The 16,812-nt window shown below is 47.1% G+C and carries 12 protein-coding genes; 1 reads left to right on the forward strand and 11 read right to left on the reverse strand.

Annotated elements, in window-relative coordinates:
* The 9 genes from NSB28_RS08845 to NSB28_RS08885 form a co-directional block, all read right to left on the reverse strand.
* Nucleotides 1–3,195 carry a type 1 glutamine amidotransferase family protein gene (locus NSB28_RS08845; RefSeq protein WP_109626555.1) on the reverse strand — a complete coding sequence of 1,065 codons (3,195 nt, stop codon included), beginning with the start codon at nucleotides 3,193–3,195 and terminating at the stop codon, nucleotides 1–3.
* A gap of 8 nt (nucleotides 3,196–3,203) precedes the next feature.
* Nucleotides 3,204–4,055, reverse strand: coding sequence for a carbohydrate ABC transporter permease (locus tag NSB28_RS08850; RefSeq protein WP_243134908.1), 852 nt, complete (start codon nucleotides 4,053–4,055; stop codon nucleotides 3,204–3,206).
* Nucleotides 4,052–4,924 (reverse strand): carbohydrate ABC transporter permease, encoded by an 873-nt coding sequence (locus NSB28_RS08855; RefSeq protein WP_257497641.1) that lies wholly within the window; start codon nucleotides 4,922–4,924, stop codon nucleotides 4,052–4,054. Before NSB28_RS08855 ends, NSB28_RS08850 begins: the two co-directional genes overlap by 4 nt.
* Before the next feature lie 92 nt (nucleotides 4,925–5,016).
* The gene (locus NSB28_RS08860; protein ID WP_187374317.1) at nucleotides 5,017–6,477 is read right to left on the reverse strand and encodes an ABC transporter substrate-binding protein; all 1,461 of its coding nucleotides are present in this window, start codon (nucleotides 6,475–6,477) and stop codon (nucleotides 5,017–5,019) included.
* Nucleotides 6,478–6,636: 159 nt separating this feature from the next.
* Nucleotides 6,637–8,166 (reverse strand): response regulator, encoded by a 1,530-nt coding sequence (locus NSB28_RS08865; protein ID WP_109626557.1) that lies wholly within the window; start codon nucleotides 8,164–8,166, stop codon nucleotides 6,637–6,639.
* Nucleotides 8,163–9,962, reverse strand: coding sequence for a cache domain-containing sensor histidine kinase (locus tag NSB28_RS08870; RefSeq protein WP_257497640.1), 1,800 nt, complete (start codon nucleotides 9,960–9,962; stop codon nucleotides 8,163–8,165). The genes NSB28_RS08865 and NSB28_RS08870 overlap by 4 nt, the downstream gene beginning before the upstream one ends.
* A gap of 195 nt (nucleotides 9,963–10,157) precedes the next feature.
* Nucleotides 10,158–11,630: a trigger factor gene (gene tig, locus NSB28_RS08875; protein WP_109626559.1), complete on the reverse strand. Its 1,473-nt coding sequence runs from the start codon at nucleotides 11,628–11,630 to the stop codon at nucleotides 10,158–10,160.
* A gap of 42 nt (nucleotides 11,631–11,672) precedes the next feature.
* Nucleotides 11,673–13,232 (reverse strand): polysaccharide deacetylase family protein, encoded by a 1,560-nt coding sequence (locus NSB28_RS08880; RefSeq protein WP_109626560.1) that lies wholly within the window; start codon nucleotides 13,230–13,232, stop codon nucleotides 11,673–11,675.
* 39 nt (nucleotides 13,233–13,271) lie between these two features.
* Nucleotides 13,272–14,696, reverse strand: a complete 1,425-nt coding sequence (locus tag NSB28_RS08885; protein WP_109626561.1) for a polysaccharide deacetylase family protein — start codon at nucleotides 14,694–14,696, stop codon at nucleotides 13,272–13,274.
* Nucleotides 14,697–14,951: 255 nt separating this feature from the next.
* On the opposite strand from NSB28_RS08885, the gene NSB28_RS08890 reads away from it, so the two are divergent.
* Nucleotides 14,952–15,437 carry a hypothetical protein gene (locus NSB28_RS08890; RefSeq protein ID WP_109626562.1) on the forward strand — a complete coding sequence of 162 codons (486 nt, stop codon included), beginning with the start codon at nucleotides 14,952–14,954 and terminating at the stop codon, nucleotides 15,435–15,437.
* Between the two features lie 20 nt (nucleotides 15,438–15,457).
* Here NSB28_RS08890 and NSB28_RS08895 read toward each other — a convergent pair whose 3' ends face one another.
* Both NSB28_RS08895 and murI read right to left on the reverse strand, forming a co-directional pair.
* The gene (locus NSB28_RS08895; protein ID WP_109626677.1) at nucleotides 15,458–15,907 is read right to left on the reverse strand and encodes a YwiB family protein; all 450 of its coding nucleotides are present in this window, start codon (nucleotides 15,905–15,907) and stop codon (nucleotides 15,458–15,460) included.
* A gap of 9 nt (nucleotides 15,908–15,916) precedes the next feature.
* Nucleotides 15,917–16,741, reverse strand: coding sequence for a glutamate racemase (gene murI / locus NSB28_RS08900; protein ID WP_109626563.1), 825 nt, complete (start codon nucleotides 16,739–16,741; stop codon nucleotides 15,917–15,919).
* Nucleotides 16,742–16,812 lie beyond the last annotated feature (71 nt).

The following is a 16,812-nucleotide window of genomic DNA, read 5'->3' on the forward strand; positions in this document are numbered from 1 at the left end:
TCACTCCTCCTTTTTCCAGAGAAGCTCCGGGCTGGTCACCAGCCCTGCCGGTCTGAAGTGATAGGACGTCAGCCAGTTAGAACCATGGGACCTCCAGGAATCAGGTCCCCAGTATGTCCACCTGATATCAGGCAGATGAAGCTGGCCAAAGGTATTAAACCTGTTCCCATACACTCTTATCCGCAGTTCATGCTCCCCCTTTTCAAGACATCCCAGGCTTTTCTTATGAGGGGCGAAGGCCACAGGTCCAAGCTTCTCCCCATCCAGCCACACTGCTGTCAGGTGTCCTTCATAGCGGGGAATAAATATTTGGGCCTGTCCCTTCTCTTCAGCTGTAAACCTGAATACATAGTCCAGATTCCCTCCGTAGAACGGATATCCCTGGAGCACAATATCACCGATCCTTATCTCCCGCTTCCGTCTTGTCAGCGCTGTTCTGTCACCGTGTACAGCCACTCCGAAATCTCCCAGAAAATACATAGATTCCAGATTTGTAAGCCTGCTGTACCTCAGACGGACCTCAATGGTGTTCTCTCCTCTCCTGACTCTGAAACCTTTCAGGACAGGGATAGATTTATCCACAAAATACCCCTCCGGGGCACACTCCTTCTTTTCTCCGTTGAAATACAGTTCCAGATCCTGGGGCCTTTCCAGTGCCAGCATTCCTTCACACTCAATTTCTGAATATATCATGTATCTGAGCTTCAGCGGATATTCCTCCTCCTGCTCTGACTCTCTGACCCATGGCTGTTCCACATTTTTATGTGATCTGACCGGCCAGCCCAGCTTTTCTCTTATTTTTGTATCCACTCTTAAAATATTGTCCTGACTCTGCCAGCCATCGCTGTCAATTTCCCACTCTGCATAATCCATCAGATAAACATTCGGTTCTTCAAATCTGACATCATCCGGCACATCCAGTCTCTGTACCCTGTACTCTTCCCTCTCCCCAGGGCCGTCATGATATCTCTGTATGCTCCCCTCAGCAGGCATCTCTGCCGGCTCCAGCAGCCACAGGAAACTGTCCTGTTTGTACACATCTTCATAAAACCACGTTCTGCCATCACGGTAAATAACATCTGTCTCCTTCTTCCCGCCGGTCAGAGTGTCATACAGGGTGATCTTCCAGAATCCCTTTACAGAAAATTCTGTCTCATCCGGCCACTCTGTGTCCTGGTTGGAATTATATGCATGGGCCAGAAATATCCACCTGTTATCCCCGTCTGTCCTCATCTGGTAAATAAGATTATTGATCCTGGCTCCTGACAGGATATCCCTGTAAAATGTCCTATAATCATCCGGCAGTTCTCTTGCCAGAAGTGTGGCATCCAGAAAACGGTATTTCTCCACTGCCTCCAGAAGGGCATGCTTCTCAAACGGAATACAGGTACATATCTCTGCCAGCGCCTTTGCCTCCCCTGATTCAAGCGCATCTATATACTCAGGAATATGGCCCATAAAGATTACATTTCCCCCTCTTTTCCTGAATCGCTCCAGCCGTTCCAGAGTCGTCCTGCGCAGCGTGATACAGTCTGGTACGATAACAGCCTCATACCCCATCTCCCCAACATGCATCACCTTGTCGTCCGCACAATCCTCAGGCTCATCTGAAAGCAGGGATTCTGAGATATAGTCAAAATCCACAAGCCCAAACAGCAGCCATTCGGCCATATCCTGAAAATGTTTGTCCTGCTGGCTTCTGATCCCATCCAGCTGGGTATTCACTCCCCAGTTCACCCAGTACGATTCTATGGGATGGACGACACCAACCCTCACATCTGGTTTCCCCCTTGTCATGGCTGTGTTCACCCTTGCAAAATGGTCTGCTATCAGAGGATATTCTTCCTTCCACGGAGCCTGGTAGTTAAAACTGGACGGAAAATCTCTTTTGGCTTCCCCCTCCATGGACACCAGGGAAAGATGGGGCACTCTGAAGGACACACCCAGGGCTGCCTGCCAGTCCCCCTGTATCTTGTAGCCCTTAAAATCAAAATGCCAGTTTGTGACACCGTACAATTCTGACATTATCCCTGCACTGCCCTTCTGTCTGGCCACACTCTGGCACTGTTTCAGCGTAACGAAAAAATGGTCATCCCTGAGCATATCCACCCCCGGAATCTGGAAGCTTCTGTAAAACCTCATAGTCTCCCCCACAGCCCTTGTCTGAAGGTAAAGATTGTCTTCCCAGAATACATGGCCCGTAAATACAATACCGTGTCTCTGGCACCATGCTCCTATGGTATCAGAAAAAGCTTCAACAAACCGTTCACAGACATGATCGTGGTAATGGTACCTGGCCTGGGAGAGTTTCCCATTTTCCCGGTTCCATATCAACTCAGGAAGCCTGTCTTCTATGTGATATCCGTACCGGGCTGCAAATGTATCATCAAAGTCATTCGTATATGGAAAATTTACAGGCGTCCTGCTGTCATGATCCATGAGAGAGTCCTTTTTCGTAAACTGCGGCTCATCAGTAAAGACAGCAGGTATCCCGTCCCCGAACATTTCACCCATGTGCCGGTAATAACCTTCATATGTCAATTCCACAAACCGTTCCACCGCACTTTTGTTCAGCGTATCCAGATATGTCTGTCCGTTATACCAGGGAGACTCCTCCTCCAGCTGAAGATAAACATACCATATACCTTCCCCATCCTGTATATCCCGCATTATCTCATAGCGCTCCAGATATCCCTCCTTCAGCCATACCCGGAAACAACAGATGAAATAACCCTTTGGCTTTGCAGTGTTCCCCCGGTCATCCGGCTGGTATTCAGACTCCAGCTTCTCAAAAGACTCCCTGCCCGCCTCGTACCCTTCCAGTCTGTCTGGCGAGATCACCATGTGTCTTGCCCTGTAACATATCTCCTTTGTCACCAGTCCCCCTGCAGCGCCTGACGGCCATCTGTCTTCATCATAGAGATAGCAGAGCAGACCTTTTTTCTTTCCGTACTCCGCACATTCTTTCACCAGCCCAAAGAACTCGTCACTTAAATACCTGGTGGCCATGCCGGACCTGGAATGGGGAAAGAAACCGCCCATTCCCATTTCTTTAAAGACGTCCAGCTGTCTTTTCAGTTCATCCAGTTCCAGCCTGCAGTTCCATGCCCAGAACGGCGCCTCCCTGTATTCTGCACCCGGGTGTTCAAACTCCTCCTGGCTCCATTTTCCGGCGCTCTTATCATACATTCCCATCTTCTCACCTATCCTTTCACGGCTCCTGATACCATACCTGCCTCAATCCTCTTATTGAAAATAATGTATAAGATCAGTACAGGTATAGATATCAGCACAACATCAGCAAAAATCAAATTCCAGGAGCTTTCATACATGCCATAAAACGTATAGATAGACAGCTGTATGGTGGCGTTTTTGCTTCCCGGAAGAAAATACAGGGGGTTTGTAAAATCATTGTATATATGCAGCGCTGTCAGAACGATCACCGTGGAGATCACAGGCTTAGCCAGAGGCAGCATGATCTTAAAAAACAGTTTTACGGGACCGCATCCGTCAATGACGGCTGCCTCATCAAGTTCTCTTGGAATATTGGGAAAATATCCCCGGAACAGGATCGTGGCAAAGCTGGTCTGGGTGGCTACCTCCACAAGTATCAGCCCAAACAGCGTGCCGCTTAAGTGGATGCTCTGCAGCAGCCTGTAGGTTGGCACTATAGATACAGGGACGATCAGCCCTGCCAGGATCAGAAAATTCAGGAACTTAGACAGCCCATCCTGACGCCTCTGGATAATATAGGCCAGCAGAGAGGTAAACAGTATGATGAGGCAGACGCTGATCACAGTCAGCAGGATGCTGTTCTTAAAAGCTCTAAGAACAAGATATTTGCTGCTGGTTAAAACCTCCCTGTAATTTTCAAATATCTGTGTCAGGGAAAACTCTGCCGGAAAGCTTATTGCCATAAGGCCCGCTTCCTTCTTTGTCTTCATTGAATTGATGACTACAAAATAAAACGGGATCAGATAGATAAATATAGTAATGAAAACTGCAAAAGCCTGCCATAATACAGTCCTTATTTTTTTGCCTTTTCCTCCAATCACATTTCCACCTCCTTCTTGCCCAGATAACCATACAGAGGAAATGCGATCGCCGTTATAATAAGAAAGAGCACTACATTCCCAACTGTTGAAAGTCCGTAAAGCCCTGCCGCAAACATCCTGTATGTGACAGTTGTCATCAGTTCCGTGGCAAATCCAGGCCCGCCGCCTGTAGTAGAATATACAAGGTCAAAATTGCGCAGGCCTCCGATCAGGGAAAGCGTGATGACTGAATTCATGGCTGTCCTTATAAGCGGAAGGGTGATAAACCTGAAAGACTGTCCCCCACTGGCTCCGTCTATTTTTGCAGCCTCATAGTAATCCTTGGGAATAGACTGGATCCCTGTAATATAGATCAATGTGGCTACCCCGAGCCCCTTCCAGATATCTATTCCCATCACAGAAAACAGAGCGATCTTCTCATTCGTCAGCCAGTGTATGCTCCCCGCCCCCAGGGCGCCAAGGGCAGTGTTGATAAGCCCTGTCGTAGGATGCATCAGACTTTTAAAAGTAAAGCCTACCGCAAGTGCACTCAGCAGTGTGGGGAAAAATATGACTGTTCTCAGATATCCCTGGATCTTCAGCCCCTTAGTCAGCAGGACAGCCAGCAGCAGTGCGATCACCACCTTGCCAAAGCTGGTGCCGAATCCATAGATCAATGTGTTTTTCAGGCCTATGCGCAGGGACGGCTCTGAAAAAAATGTTTTGTAATTGTCCCATCCTATAAAGTCCCAATCTGTCAGCGTCCATTTTGTAAAGCTGTAAAAGAAAGAGGAAAAGGTAGGGATTATAAAAATAACAATATATATCACAAGGGCAGGGATCATAAAATAAATCGGGTACATCCTGCCTTTTAACCGTTTCGCGCTCATATATCAGACCTCCTTTTAAGGCATAAAAAGCCCCGCAAAAGTATATTTACCTGTAAAACGATATCTACTTTTGCAGGGCTGGCTTTCACTCTTTATTTCCAGCCTTCCAGACCAAGCTGGATGGCTACTTTTGCATTGTCATCGTCTATCTGCTGTACTGCTTCTTCCGGTGAGATGGCTCCGCTGGCGGCCTCAACGCATATATTCGGCGTGCTTGCTCCCTTTATGGGGGTTACGAATTCCTGAGCCGGATACCAGCTGCCATTGTCATAGTAGCTGATGGCCTCTTTCACACACTCATACATATCCGTGGGATACCGGGCTCCTTTCACCATGACAGGACCTGCCATTGACTGTTTTTCAAAATACGCATCCAGGCCTTCCTGGGAAGTCACATATGTCATCCAGAGCTTAAGAGCTGTCTTCACATCCTCACTGGCATTCTTTGCAATATACCAGCTGTGGGGCATCCAAACTGTAATACCAGTCTTGTCCGGGTCATTTCCGGGAGTGGCAAAAAATCCAATATCGCCAATAGCATCCGGATAGTTAGCTGCCAGCACGTTTACTAATTCCCTGGTCAGCAGGCAGTAATGTGCGCCTTTCCCCTCTGCCAGCATACTGATCGCCTGTTCTCTGTTGGTTGACAGATAATCTTCATTGTAGAATCCATTTGATGATACATCCTCCATCTTCCTGAATGAATCCACATAGCTGGGGATATCCTTCAGACGGACCTTATTAGCCGTATAATCCTGCTCAAACTCCGGATATTCACAATGTACATTGTAGAAATCTGTAAGCCATATCATCTGTGCTGTAGATTTTGTGTCAAAGGATCCAACCACTGCAGTATATCCCGCATCCTTTACCGCCCTGCAGTTCTCCACAAACTGTTCCCATGTCTTTGGCACCTCCAGGTTCAGTTCCTTATAGATTTTCTTGTTATACGCAAAACCTCCTGCATATACCGGCATGATAGGTACACCAAATGTCTCGCCGCTTAACTCTACACTTTTCCTGTAAATATCCTCCAGATTATCCAAAAAAGCTTCCCCTGTCACAGGCTCCAGATTTTCCGTGGGAGCAATATTGCTCATAGCCGCTCCTGAATGCCATTCCACCAGTCCGTCCAGTTCCCCTGTTGCAGCCCTTGCAGTGACCAGGGTGCTGAAATTATCATCAGATACCTGTTCCACCTCAAACTCAACATTATATTTTTCTTCAAACCTGGCCATCTGATTTCTTACACCATCATTGATCAGCGGGCCTACAAGCGCCGGGATGGTAAGAGTATCCTCCCATGTCACATCTCCTGTCCCATTCTCACCTGCCCCCGTCTCTTCACTGCCGGCTGCCTCAGTCGTGGTCCCGGACTCCCCGCCCTTTTCTGTCCCGGCACCTGTTTCCTCCTTAGTATCCGCCTGTGTCTCAGTCTTTGCTGTCTCTTTCTTTTCTGCTGTCTCTTTCTGATCCCCGCCTGCCCCCTTACACCCCGCCAGAGAACCTGTGATCAGACATGCAGTTAACGCCAGCACCAAACTCTTTTTCATATAACCTTCCTCCTTTACCTTCCCCTTTGTATTTGTGGCTTTATTATACCAATCTGTCCCCTCAGACAAAAAGGTAGAAAATAGCACAATATAATGTAACATCTGACACTTGTGCTGTCTTCTACCTTTAAAGTATTAAGTATGGCTTGGCGCATCCGCTCAGGTCATTTTATCAGCCCCATGGCTGCTGTCTATATTTTTTGCATATTCTGAGGGAGTCTCACCTGTTCTGGCCTTAAACACTTTCCCGAAATATCCTGCATCCGAAAATCCCAGCATCTGGGCCACCTCACGTATCTTTGCCCCAGGATTCTCTTCATATATGTGCTTTGCCTGAAGTATCTTTTCTGCAAGTACAAAATCATAGAATGAAGTATCTGCATATTTATTAAAAAGGCGGTTTACATATGTCTGGGATATGTAGAACCTTTCTGTGATATCCCTCAGCCGTATATTGCTGCTGATATTTTTATATACATAGTCCCTGATATCTTCATAAAGCTCCTTCGAATCCTTTCTGTATTCCCTCCTGCTGTTCACCTGCTCCGTCACAAAATCACACAGGTTAAACAAAATATCACTGGCGCTCCTGGCATAGACATAAGCTCCGTCCATGGCCTCCAGCGCCTTCTTTATAAAATCAGGCTGTTTCCCTCCCATATTCATGTGGATGAGTGTGATGATATCCATGACCTCAGACTGGATCCAATGAAGGGAAGCCTGTTCATTCTCCCATATACGGAACAGTTCAATAATTACATCCTTCAGCCCCTCCCACTGTCCGCCCTTTACCAGGGCTGTCATTTTCCCTCTCAGCCTGCTGTCAATATCCGTATAGCTGCGGGAAAAAAACTGTTCCGGCCGCCCCATAATGGTCTTTCCTACGACCATCTGCTCATCTGCCGTCTTTGTGAGCAGGCATATCTTCTCCTGGACTCTGCTGGAATCACTTCCCAGGTTTTCATAGATGCATGTATAATAATTTTTCCCCTGCATCTCTTCTGCACGCTTCTCCAGAAGAGCGCAGAACCTCCTTAAGCTCCCTCTGCGCAGCAGGATCAGGCGTTCATTTATGTAGCGGCCCCCGGCCATGACCAGCTCCTGCAGTCCCCACTCCTTTACTAGTTCAAACAGGCGGGGATTTCCCACGGGAAGAAGAGTTTCAAAGCTGCCGGCATGGGGACATCCGCTGCGCAGCAGCACCAGCACGTGATCCCTGCCATTGAGTTCCAGCCACTGTATAAATTCCTCCGCCATCTCACCTTTCTTGATAAATTCCTCAAACTGCTGTTCCAGGTGCTTCAGGCGCTGCCTGTCCAGCTTTTCCTTCAGGCTCTTCAGTGTATCAGCCACTACCGGGTCCTTTAAGGGCTTCAGAAGGTAGTCCTCACTCCCCAGCTTCATACATTCTCTCACATAGGGAAAATCCTGATATCCGCTGAGTACCACCGTTATGATTCCGGGCCTCCTATCCTTCAGGACCCGTATAAGCTCTATCCCATCCATGGCCGGCATCCTGACATCAGTCATGACTACGTCCGCCTCATGTTCTTCTAAATATTCAAGCACATCCTCCCCATTTTCACAAAGGGCGCACACTTCAAATTCCTCCGTATTGCGCTCTACGATTCTTTTATTGTACCTCTGGATTACAGGCTCATCTTCTGCTATCACTATTCTGTATTTCATCTTCCTGCCTCCTGACAAATATTGGAAAATACTACTCTTGCACCGCCCTCTGCCCTGTTCTCCAGCGTAAACCTGATCTGCTGGTTATAAAACAGCTCCAGCCGGGCAAATGTATTTAAAAGTCCCAGGCTGCCTATTCCCCCTCTGACATCATCTTCTTTCCCCATCACACCATTCTGATAATCCTCTATCTTTTGCTTCAGCCCGGCCAGCACATTCTCCCCAAACCCTATCCCGTCATCCTGGATGCTTATCTCCCAGCCTCCGTCTTCTCTGGCTGCCGCCAGGATCTCCACGTGAAGAGTGCGTCTCTCTTTTGCAAAACCATGATAAAACGAATTCTCAACAATAGGCTGGACAATGAGCCTGGGTATCTGAATGTTCCTGATGTTTTCATCTGCAGAGATCTCATACGTTATTTTATCCCCAAAACGTTCCTTCATCAGCGCCAGATAATTGGATGTATGAGTAATCTCGTCCCCAATAGTCACAGGCTGGTTTTCCGATGCCGTGGAATACCGCATCATGTCAGATATCCTCTGACATACCTCCACCACATCATCCGGCCTTTCCTCCAGAGCCAGCTCCATCACTACATTGAGCATATTGTGGATAAAATGAGGGTTGATCTGTGCCTGGAGGGCGTTAAAATGTGACTGCAGCTGCCTGGACCTGCTCTCCACCTCTCTTTCCACCGACTCATTGAGCTTATTCTTCATAATCCTGAATGAGTGGTTCAGTGACACAATCTCGTCCTCCTTCTCATTGACGATCCTGTCCGTATCTGCCATTGTCTCCATGCTCATATTTTCCATGGCTGTCCGCAGCTCGCGCAGAGGCTTTGTCATATGGCTGGCCATATAATAGGCCAGACAGACCATCCCTATCATAAATGCTGCAGCCACCCCCACCAGCACATTGCGAACAGTCCTGAATGACTGGCCTGCCAGCTCAGGATTCTGTATGGCAGCCACGCTCCAGCCTGTTTCATTCGATGTTTTGACTCCCGTAAGTCCGTATTTGCCGCTGTCATTCGTTTTTCCGTCCCTGATCAGCTCTCTGCAGTATGTAAGCTTTTCCCCGCTGAGGTTCTCATCACCCAGGCCTCCATTTCCAAAGACAGGAGCACCATATTGATCCAGTACCAGAATATCATATTGAGAATTAGAGCATATCCTGCTTAAATATTCTGCAGTCTCCTGGACCTCCACATATCCGATTCCCTTTCCCGGGTCGCGTATTACCCTGGCTACAGAGAATACATCCCTGCCCTCCTTCTGTGACCAGCTGTCTTTATGAAGAGGCAGTATCACCCTGCGTCCGGCGGCTTCCTCCACCTCATCCAGCCAGTCCAGCTTTTCTATCCTGCCTGCAATAACCTCAGGATTCAGTACCCTGTCTTCATTGCCTGAAAACAAATTTCCTGACCTGGTAAATGCACAGAAACGGTAATAATTGCCGCTCACAAAACTGCTGTCAACATATCTGCGTATCTCCATAAGACTGTTCTGGACTGATGCTTCGTAATCCTCATTCCTGTCATCTGAATATGTGAGATTTTTAAGGCAGCGGATCATGTCCTGGTTGGAAATAAATGTCACAGCCTGGTTATCCATCAGCTCCAGCTTATTATCTATAATCATGGAGATCTCTTTCGTAACACTGTTCAGGGAGTACTCCACATTATCCCTGTCATTCCGGCTGATATAATAATAGAGCACAAATACACCCACTGCCAGGACTACCAGTCCAAAAGCCGAGGAAAGCAGTGCGATCTTATAATGCAGTTTCTTCATTTTACGCCGTCCTTTCTTAGATAAACTATATCCCATAATCATGGCAAAATCAATAATTGTCATTATTTGCCATATTGGGCATATCAAATACAGGGACAAAAAAACCGGATATGGCTGCGGTTCCCCGCATGCCATATCCGGTTTCTTTATTCTTTCAGCAGCTCTGCTGCCGCAATATCAATATCCGCTGAATATTTACTGAGCTTCTGTCTCAGCCGGTGTTTCCGCCTCTGAACCAGCCTCTGTCATGCCAGGTCCCTCACCTCCGGCAGTAGTCTCTTCCTCTGTCTCTGTCGGTCCCTGCTCTTCTCCTGCTGTCTCAGATTCAGCTGGTGTCTCTGCCTCTGTTGTGTCTTCTGTTCCCTTTGCTTCTGTCTGGGCTTCAGTAGCGGCTTCTGTGCTTTCTTCCGGTTTGCCCTCTACAAATGTTGTATTGTCCTGGAGGAACTGGATAGCCTTATTTGTCAGGACATTTGTCTCAATCGTTGTCCTGCCGTAACGCTCAATTACGTCATCTGTAGTCACATTTGCATTTGCAGCTATTTCTTCCAGAGCCTTCTGGTACTCATCTTCTGACACTGTCATTTCCTCTGACTCTGCAATAGCTTTTAAAATGAGCTCTGAGACAAGTGAATTGCGCAGAGTCAGTGTCAGCTGTGAATTGAATTCATCCAGGTTCATGCCAGCATTTGCCTGAAGGTATTCATCCAGAGTCATTTCAGCCTGCTTTGCAACTTCTTCATAAGTAGCGTTCATCTTTGCCACACGGTATGCGATAACATCCTCAGGATACTCGTTGATCGTAGATGCCTGGTAAACCTGGAAAAATGCGTCGTTGAGCTTCTGAGAATCCAGCTGTGATTCTTTCTGCTGCTTCAGAGTGTCCTCAAGGGCCTTCTTGTATTCATCCACTGTACTATACTCAGAAATTTCCGTTACAAGGGCATCTGTCAATTCAGGCGTCCTCTTTATGGTATTAACAGTTACTTTGAACACTGCCTCTTTTCCTGCCAGATCCGGATTCAGTGAATATGTCTCAGGAAAAGTTACCTTTACGTCCTTTGTCTCCCCTGACTTCATGCCCACAACGCCATCCTCAAATCCTGGGATAAATGCGCCTGAACCGATTGTCAGGTCATAGCCCTTATCGCTGCCGCCGTCGAATACCTCTCCGTCCACACTGCCTTCATAATCAATATTTGTAACGTCACCGTTCTCCACTGTGCCGTCCTGGATCTCTTCCATCTTGTCATTCTGGCTGATATCGCTCTGGATCGCGCTGTCGATCTCATCCTGAGTCACTTCCACCGGATCGTAGTAGACAGTAAGTCCCTTGTACTCGCCCAGTGTCACATAGTCAAGAGCTTTATATGCAGGCTCTTCCTTTGTGAGATCCACCTCTGCCTTGTCAGCCGGAGACTCTGTGCTTCCTTCTGTACCGTCTTCTGAACCAGGAGCCGCAGCTTCCTCTGTGCTGCCTTTTTCTGTGTCTTTATTCTCTGTTTCTGCTGCCTCAGTGGCTTTTGTATCTGTCTTTTCTGTCTCTGATTTATCAGCAGTCTCTGCAGCTTTCTCTGTTGTCTTTGATGTCTCAGCGTTATTTGCTGCACATCCTGTTGCAAGCAGCGCTGTACTTAAAAGTATGGCTGCGACAATCTTTTTCTTCATAATAGTCTTATCCTCTCTTTACTATGCTGTTAATGCTGGTTGCTATGATCCCATTTCAGGAACCGGCGTCGGTCTGGACGGATCAAATACTGACTCTGCGTCGAACAGATCATCCAAAAAGTCGTTTCCATTAGGATCTGTATGATAATACATGCGGTATCCGTCCAGATTTCTCCGTCCCTGCCTCATATAGTTATCTCCAAACTGTACCCAGTACTTGCTTGAATCTACATTACAGTAGATATTGAAGCCCTGGCTCTTTAAATACTCAAACTTCTCGTTGCCCTCGTAGCCTTCCCAGCTTCCGATATCAGCTCCGAATGCAAAAATAATGATGTCAGTGGGACCTACGATCGGCTCAACAGTAGCCTTCCATCTCGCCGTATCAGTCTTGATCTTTTCAAGACCTTCCTGCTCAACATTTAAATGGCCCCATGTATGGCTGGCAAATACCCATCCGTTTGCCTTCATGGCATCTGCTACCTTCTTGGCTGCTTCCACATCCTGGTCATAGTTAAAATCCGGATGCTCATCTAAAAACTTCTGCTGATCTTCCTGGAGGCTTGTCCTGTCCCTGTAATCAGTGTCGGTCCTGTAACCCAGCACACCGTTATACCCAGTCAGTGCGATCGTCCCCTTTGCACCGTGGTAGGAAAAATCAGGATGCTCCTTAACAAATGTATCAATCAGCGGAACCATATCGTAATCACCTACTGATACAGATCCATCATCCTCAATATACTCATTTTTGACCTGTCCATTTTCATCCACGATAAGCCTGGATGCAAATCCGTCACCGTCCATGTAATGATAATAGCTCAAATCATCCTGGGAAAGGACAAATGGCTTCTTATCAGGCGGAAGCAGGATCTTACCCTTCACAGCATTCCCATTCTCGTCAAAAGTCACCATATCGTGGAGATTCACCAGCACATAACCCTTTTCATACATGGACTGGGTGATCTTATTAAACTCATCGATCGTAGTCATGACCTGATTATAACCGGCTTCATTTCCATCCCCGTCAAATGCCTTGGACGGGTCTTTTATGAGGGTGTGATAAAATACATGCGTAACCTGGTCCAGCGGATATTCCACACATGCTGCTTTGGCGCTCTCATACTCTGTTACCGCCTTCTGCATATCGGCACTGGCTGAATACGACGTCTGACTCTTCAACAGCTCTATAGCTCCGTCATAGTCATACATGGCCGCCTTCAAAGCCGCCTCATCCATCACTGCCTGGTCTCCCTGGGCAGGCTGTCCCGTCTGGGCTGCTGCCTCAGTCACTGCCTCAGTGCCCGCAGGCGCCCCCTCAGTCTGGCTTTGGCCATCCTGGCCCTGACTTATCTGATTCTGTTCTGTCTGGTCCTGGCCTGCCTGGCCCTGCTCTGTCTGGTTTTGTTCTGTCTGCATCTGTTCTGTGGATACATCAGCATTATGGTTTCCTTTATCTTTCTTGTCCAGGATATACTTTACAAGGATAACACAGAACACCGCAATAATCAACACAAGCACTAAAATTATGATCCTGCTTATCAGCACCTGCCGTTTTCTCCTGGCTCTGCGCTCCTCCATCCTTTGTTTTCTTTCGTCTTCCATGTCTTCTCCTCCGCAATGTTTTGGTCAGCCTGAAGGGATTTACAGCTGCGGGATCGGTGTATGCCTGGACGGGTCAAATACCTCATCCACATTAAACAGATCCGTCAGCTTATCCGGGCTGTAATACATAAGATAGCCATCCAAATTTCTTCTTCCCTGGCGCATATAGTTATCTCCAAACTGCACCCAGCTGGTCTGGGATGCGTCTACATTACAGTAGATATTAAATCCCTGGCTCTTCAGGTAGTCAAACTTCTCATTTCCCGAATAGCCTTCCCAGCTGCCAATATCGGCCCCGAACGCAAATATAATGATATCTGTAGGACCCACGATAGTTTCCACATTTGCCTTCCACTTGTCTGTATCCGTCTTAATCTTGTCCAGAGGCTCATTTGTGACATTCAGATGTCCCCATGTATGGCTGGCAAATACCCAGCCGTCTTCTTTCATGGCTTCAGCCACTTTCCTGGCGCCTGCCACTTCACTGTCAAAGTCGAAATCCGGATGCTTCTCCAGATATTCCCTCTGGTTGTCCTGAAGGTTCTTTTTATCCCTGTAATCACTGTCAGTCCTGTATCCCAGCACTCCATTGTAACCAGTCAGGGCTATTGTGCCTTTTGCCCCGTGATAAGAAAAATCAGGATGCTTTTTTACAAAGCTGTCAAGAAGGGGAATCAGGTCATAATCACCCACGCTGACCGTCCCGTCATCCTCCACATACTCATTCTTCACATCACCATTATCATCTACGATCAGTTTTGACGCAAAGCCATCACCGTCCATATAGTGGTAATAGCTCACATCATCCTGAGAAAGCACGAATGGCTTCTTGTCCGGAGGCAGCATGATCTTGCCCCTGACAGTATTTCCATTCTCATCAAAAGTAACCATATCATGCAGGTTCACAAGGACGTAGCCCTTGTCATACATGGACTGGGTAATTTTGTTGAACTCATTTATCGTAGTCATAAACTGTTCATAACCCTTTTCCTTGTCATCCCCGTCAAATGCCTTAGACGGATCCTTTATCAGTGTATGGTAAAATACATGTGTTATCTGCTCCAGAGGATATTCCACACATGCCGCTTTGTCAGTTTCGTATTTTGCCACCGCCTGTTTCATTCCCGTACTGGATTCATACATGCCAGAATTCTTCAGAAGGCTGACAGCCGCATCATAATCGTACATGGCTGCCTTCAGGTCTGCCTGTGCGATCAGATCCTTTTCTTTTTGGGCAGCGCTCTCTGTCACCGGCTCCGTCATCTGTTCTGTCCCCGCCGTCCCTTCCGTCTGGGCATCTTTCTTTGGTTTCCCCTCCGTCAGGGTCCCGTTGAGCAGCATGTAGCAGAGTACGCATATGATCAGCATCAGCAGGACAATGATCACCTTGCCTATCAGCAGCTGGCGTTTTCTGAGCGCCGCTTTCTCCTGCGCCCTTCTTTTTCTGGCCTGTTCTGGTTCCATTATTATTCTTCCTCTCTCGTATTGTTCCAATCCGCACCAGCTCATACGCAGGGCGCGGCCACATCTTCAAATGCGCAGGCAGACCTGTCGCATTCTCATGTATTATAGCATGTAATTGTTACTAAATTCTTTAAGAAACCTTAAAGAAATATTGCACTTTTTTCTAAAGGATGTTAGAATGAATCAGGAATGGTAACAACTCAGTTCATACAGCCTGAGCAGTTACATATAAATAATTTTTCAGGAGGATGACATATGCCTACATTATTAACTGTCCTGCTCATCATTCTGGCAGTTTTGGTCGTTTTATTGATTGCTCTGTTCATTTTTGGAAGAAGAGCACAGAAGAAGCAGGCTGTCCAGCAGGAACAGATGGAAGCTGCCAAACAGACCGTCTCCATGCTGATCATTGATAAGAAGAAGATGAAGCTGAAAGAATCCGGCCTCCCTCAGATGGTGATCGACCAGACCCCAAAACTGATGAGAAGAACAAAACTTCCTATCGTAAAAGCCAAGGTTGGACCCAGGATCATGTCTTTAGTCTGCGACGCAAAGATCTATGATACCGTGCCGGTTAAAAAAGAAGTAAAAGCTGTTGTCAGCGGTATTTACATAATGGAAGTAAAAGGTGTACGCGGACCGCTGGAGCAGACAGCTAAAAAACAGGGCTTCTTCAAACGTATCAAAAGCAAGGTTACAAAAAACGAAGCCTCCAAAACTGATAAAAAGCAGAAAAAATGATGTCAAAACCCCATTTGTCCTTATTGAAGCAAATGGGGTCTTTTCATGTCTTTTGCCTGAATATTCATGCTTATCGTACAATCAGCCAGATGTTCATAGTTCACTTCCAGCGCATAATCAACCTTTACATCAATAATATCCTTTGATTCATTCAAATCAATATTTGTCGCGGCGATCCCTACCAGCAGATTGCCGAAAGGCGTATCGTAGTAGGTCACATTCTTCTTATTTTCTTCAAAAACCATATGGACATTGGAGAGCCCCCTCTTTGTGACCTCCATGCTCTTTCCGTTTATTTTTATGAGGTTCTGGATTTTGCCTTCTAACCCCTCCATCACTTCATCATACTTTATATAGTGTCTTCCATCCTTCTGAAAATATGTGCCTGTAGTGATGACTTCTATCTCGTCCTCATTATTATCTTCCAGAAACTGCAGTCCCTTAATACTGAGCAAAATCTCTTTTGTCATAATATCCACCTAAAATTCTTCTATATTGATCTGTCTCGTAGTTTCAATATCGTAGGGCAGTATAGAATTAGCAAACTGCTTAAACTTATCCGCCGCATCACTTACAAAGAAACGGTAGCAGTCCCCTTTTCCATCCTGAGGCTTCTCACTGGCCAGCCCTTTTTCTCTTAAGAGCGCCTCCAGCTCCTTCGCCGTCTCATAGGCAGGATTCACGAGAGTTACCTTCTCCCCGACTATCTGGCGGATCGTAGACCTGATGAGGGGATAGTGGGTACAGCCCATGATCAGCGTGTCAATGTCTTTCTCCAGGAGCTCGCCCAGATACCTGCCGGCTATCTCTACTGTTACAGGGTCCTTCAGGAGCCCTTCCTCCACCAGAGGCACAAACAGAGGACAGGCCTTCCCGACCACCTGTATATCCTTATTCTGCTTCTGTATAAATGTGGTGTAGACCTGGCTGTTCACTGTTGCCTCAGTGCCGATCACACCGATCCTTTTATTCCTGGTGGCCTGGCAGGCTACCCTGGCCCCCGGCTTCACCACGCCGATTATAGGGATATCCAGCTCCTGACGGATCTCCTCCAGCGCATATGCACTGGCCGTATTGCACGCCACAACGATAGCCTTAACATCCTGTGTGCGCAGGAAACGTATGATCTGCCTGGAATATTTCAATATCGTATTTTTCGATTTGCTTCCATACGGCACCCTGGCTGTGTCCCCGAAATACACAATGCGCTCATTTGGTATATTGCGCATGATCTCCCTGGCCACGGTCAGACCGCCCACCCCTGAATCAAAGATCCCGATGGGATTTTCATTATTTATGCTCATATATTTTTGCACCTTTAAATCATTTATTTTAACTTCTGCATTCACTTCCCTATTCTACCCTCAAACACCAT

The organism is Murimonas intestini (genome assembly GCF_024622195.1).
Lineage (GTDB): Bacteria > Bacillota > Clostridia > Lachnospirales > Lachnospiraceae > Murimonas > Murimonas intestini.

Bases quoted from the DNA above. Each gene is read 5' to 3' on its own strand.
- NSB28_RS08845 (WP_109626555.1), bottom strand. From the start codon at position 3,195: ATGGGAATGTATGATAAGAGCGCCGGAAAATGGAGCCAGGAGGAGTTT.
- NSB28_RS08855 (WP_257497641.1), bottom strand. From the start codon at position 4,924: ATGAGCGCGAAACGGTTAAAAGGCAGGATGTACCCGATTTATTTTATG.
- NSB28_RS08860 (WP_187374317.1), bottom strand. From the start codon at position 6,477: ATGAAAAAGAGTTTGGTGCTGGCGTTAACTGCATGTCTGATCACAGGT.
- NSB28_RS08865 (WP_109626557.1), bottom strand. From the start codon at position 8,166: ATGAAATACAGAATAGTGATAGCAGAAGATGAGCCTGTAATCCAGAGG.
- NSB28_RS08870 (WP_257497640.1), bottom strand. From the start codon at position 9,962: ATGAAGAAACTGCATTATAAGATCGCACTGCTTTCCTCGGCTTTTGGA.
- tig (WP_109626559.1), bottom strand. From the start codon at position 11,630: ATGAAGAAAAAGATTGTCGCAGCCATACTTTTAAGTACAGCGCTGCTT.
- NSB28_RS08880 (WP_109626560.1), bottom strand. From the start codon at position 13,232: ATGGAAGACGAAAGAAAACAAAGGATGGAGGAGCGCAGAGCCAGGAGA.
- NSB28_RS08885 (WP_109626561.1), bottom strand. From the start codon at position 14,696: ATGGAACCAGAACAGGCCAGAAAAAGAAGGGCGCAGGAGAAAGCGGCG.
- NSB28_RS08890 (WP_109626562.1), top strand. From the start codon at position 14,952: ATGCCTACATTATTAACTGTCCTGCTCATCATTCTGGCAGTTTTGGTC.
- NSB28_RS08895 (WP_109626677.1), bottom strand. From the start codon at position 15,907: ATGACAAAAGAGATTTTGCTCAGTATTAAGGGACTGCAGTTTCTGGAA.
- murI (WP_109626563.1), bottom strand. From the start codon at position 16,741: ATGAGCATAAATAATGAAAATCCCATCGGGATCTTTGATTCAGGGGTG.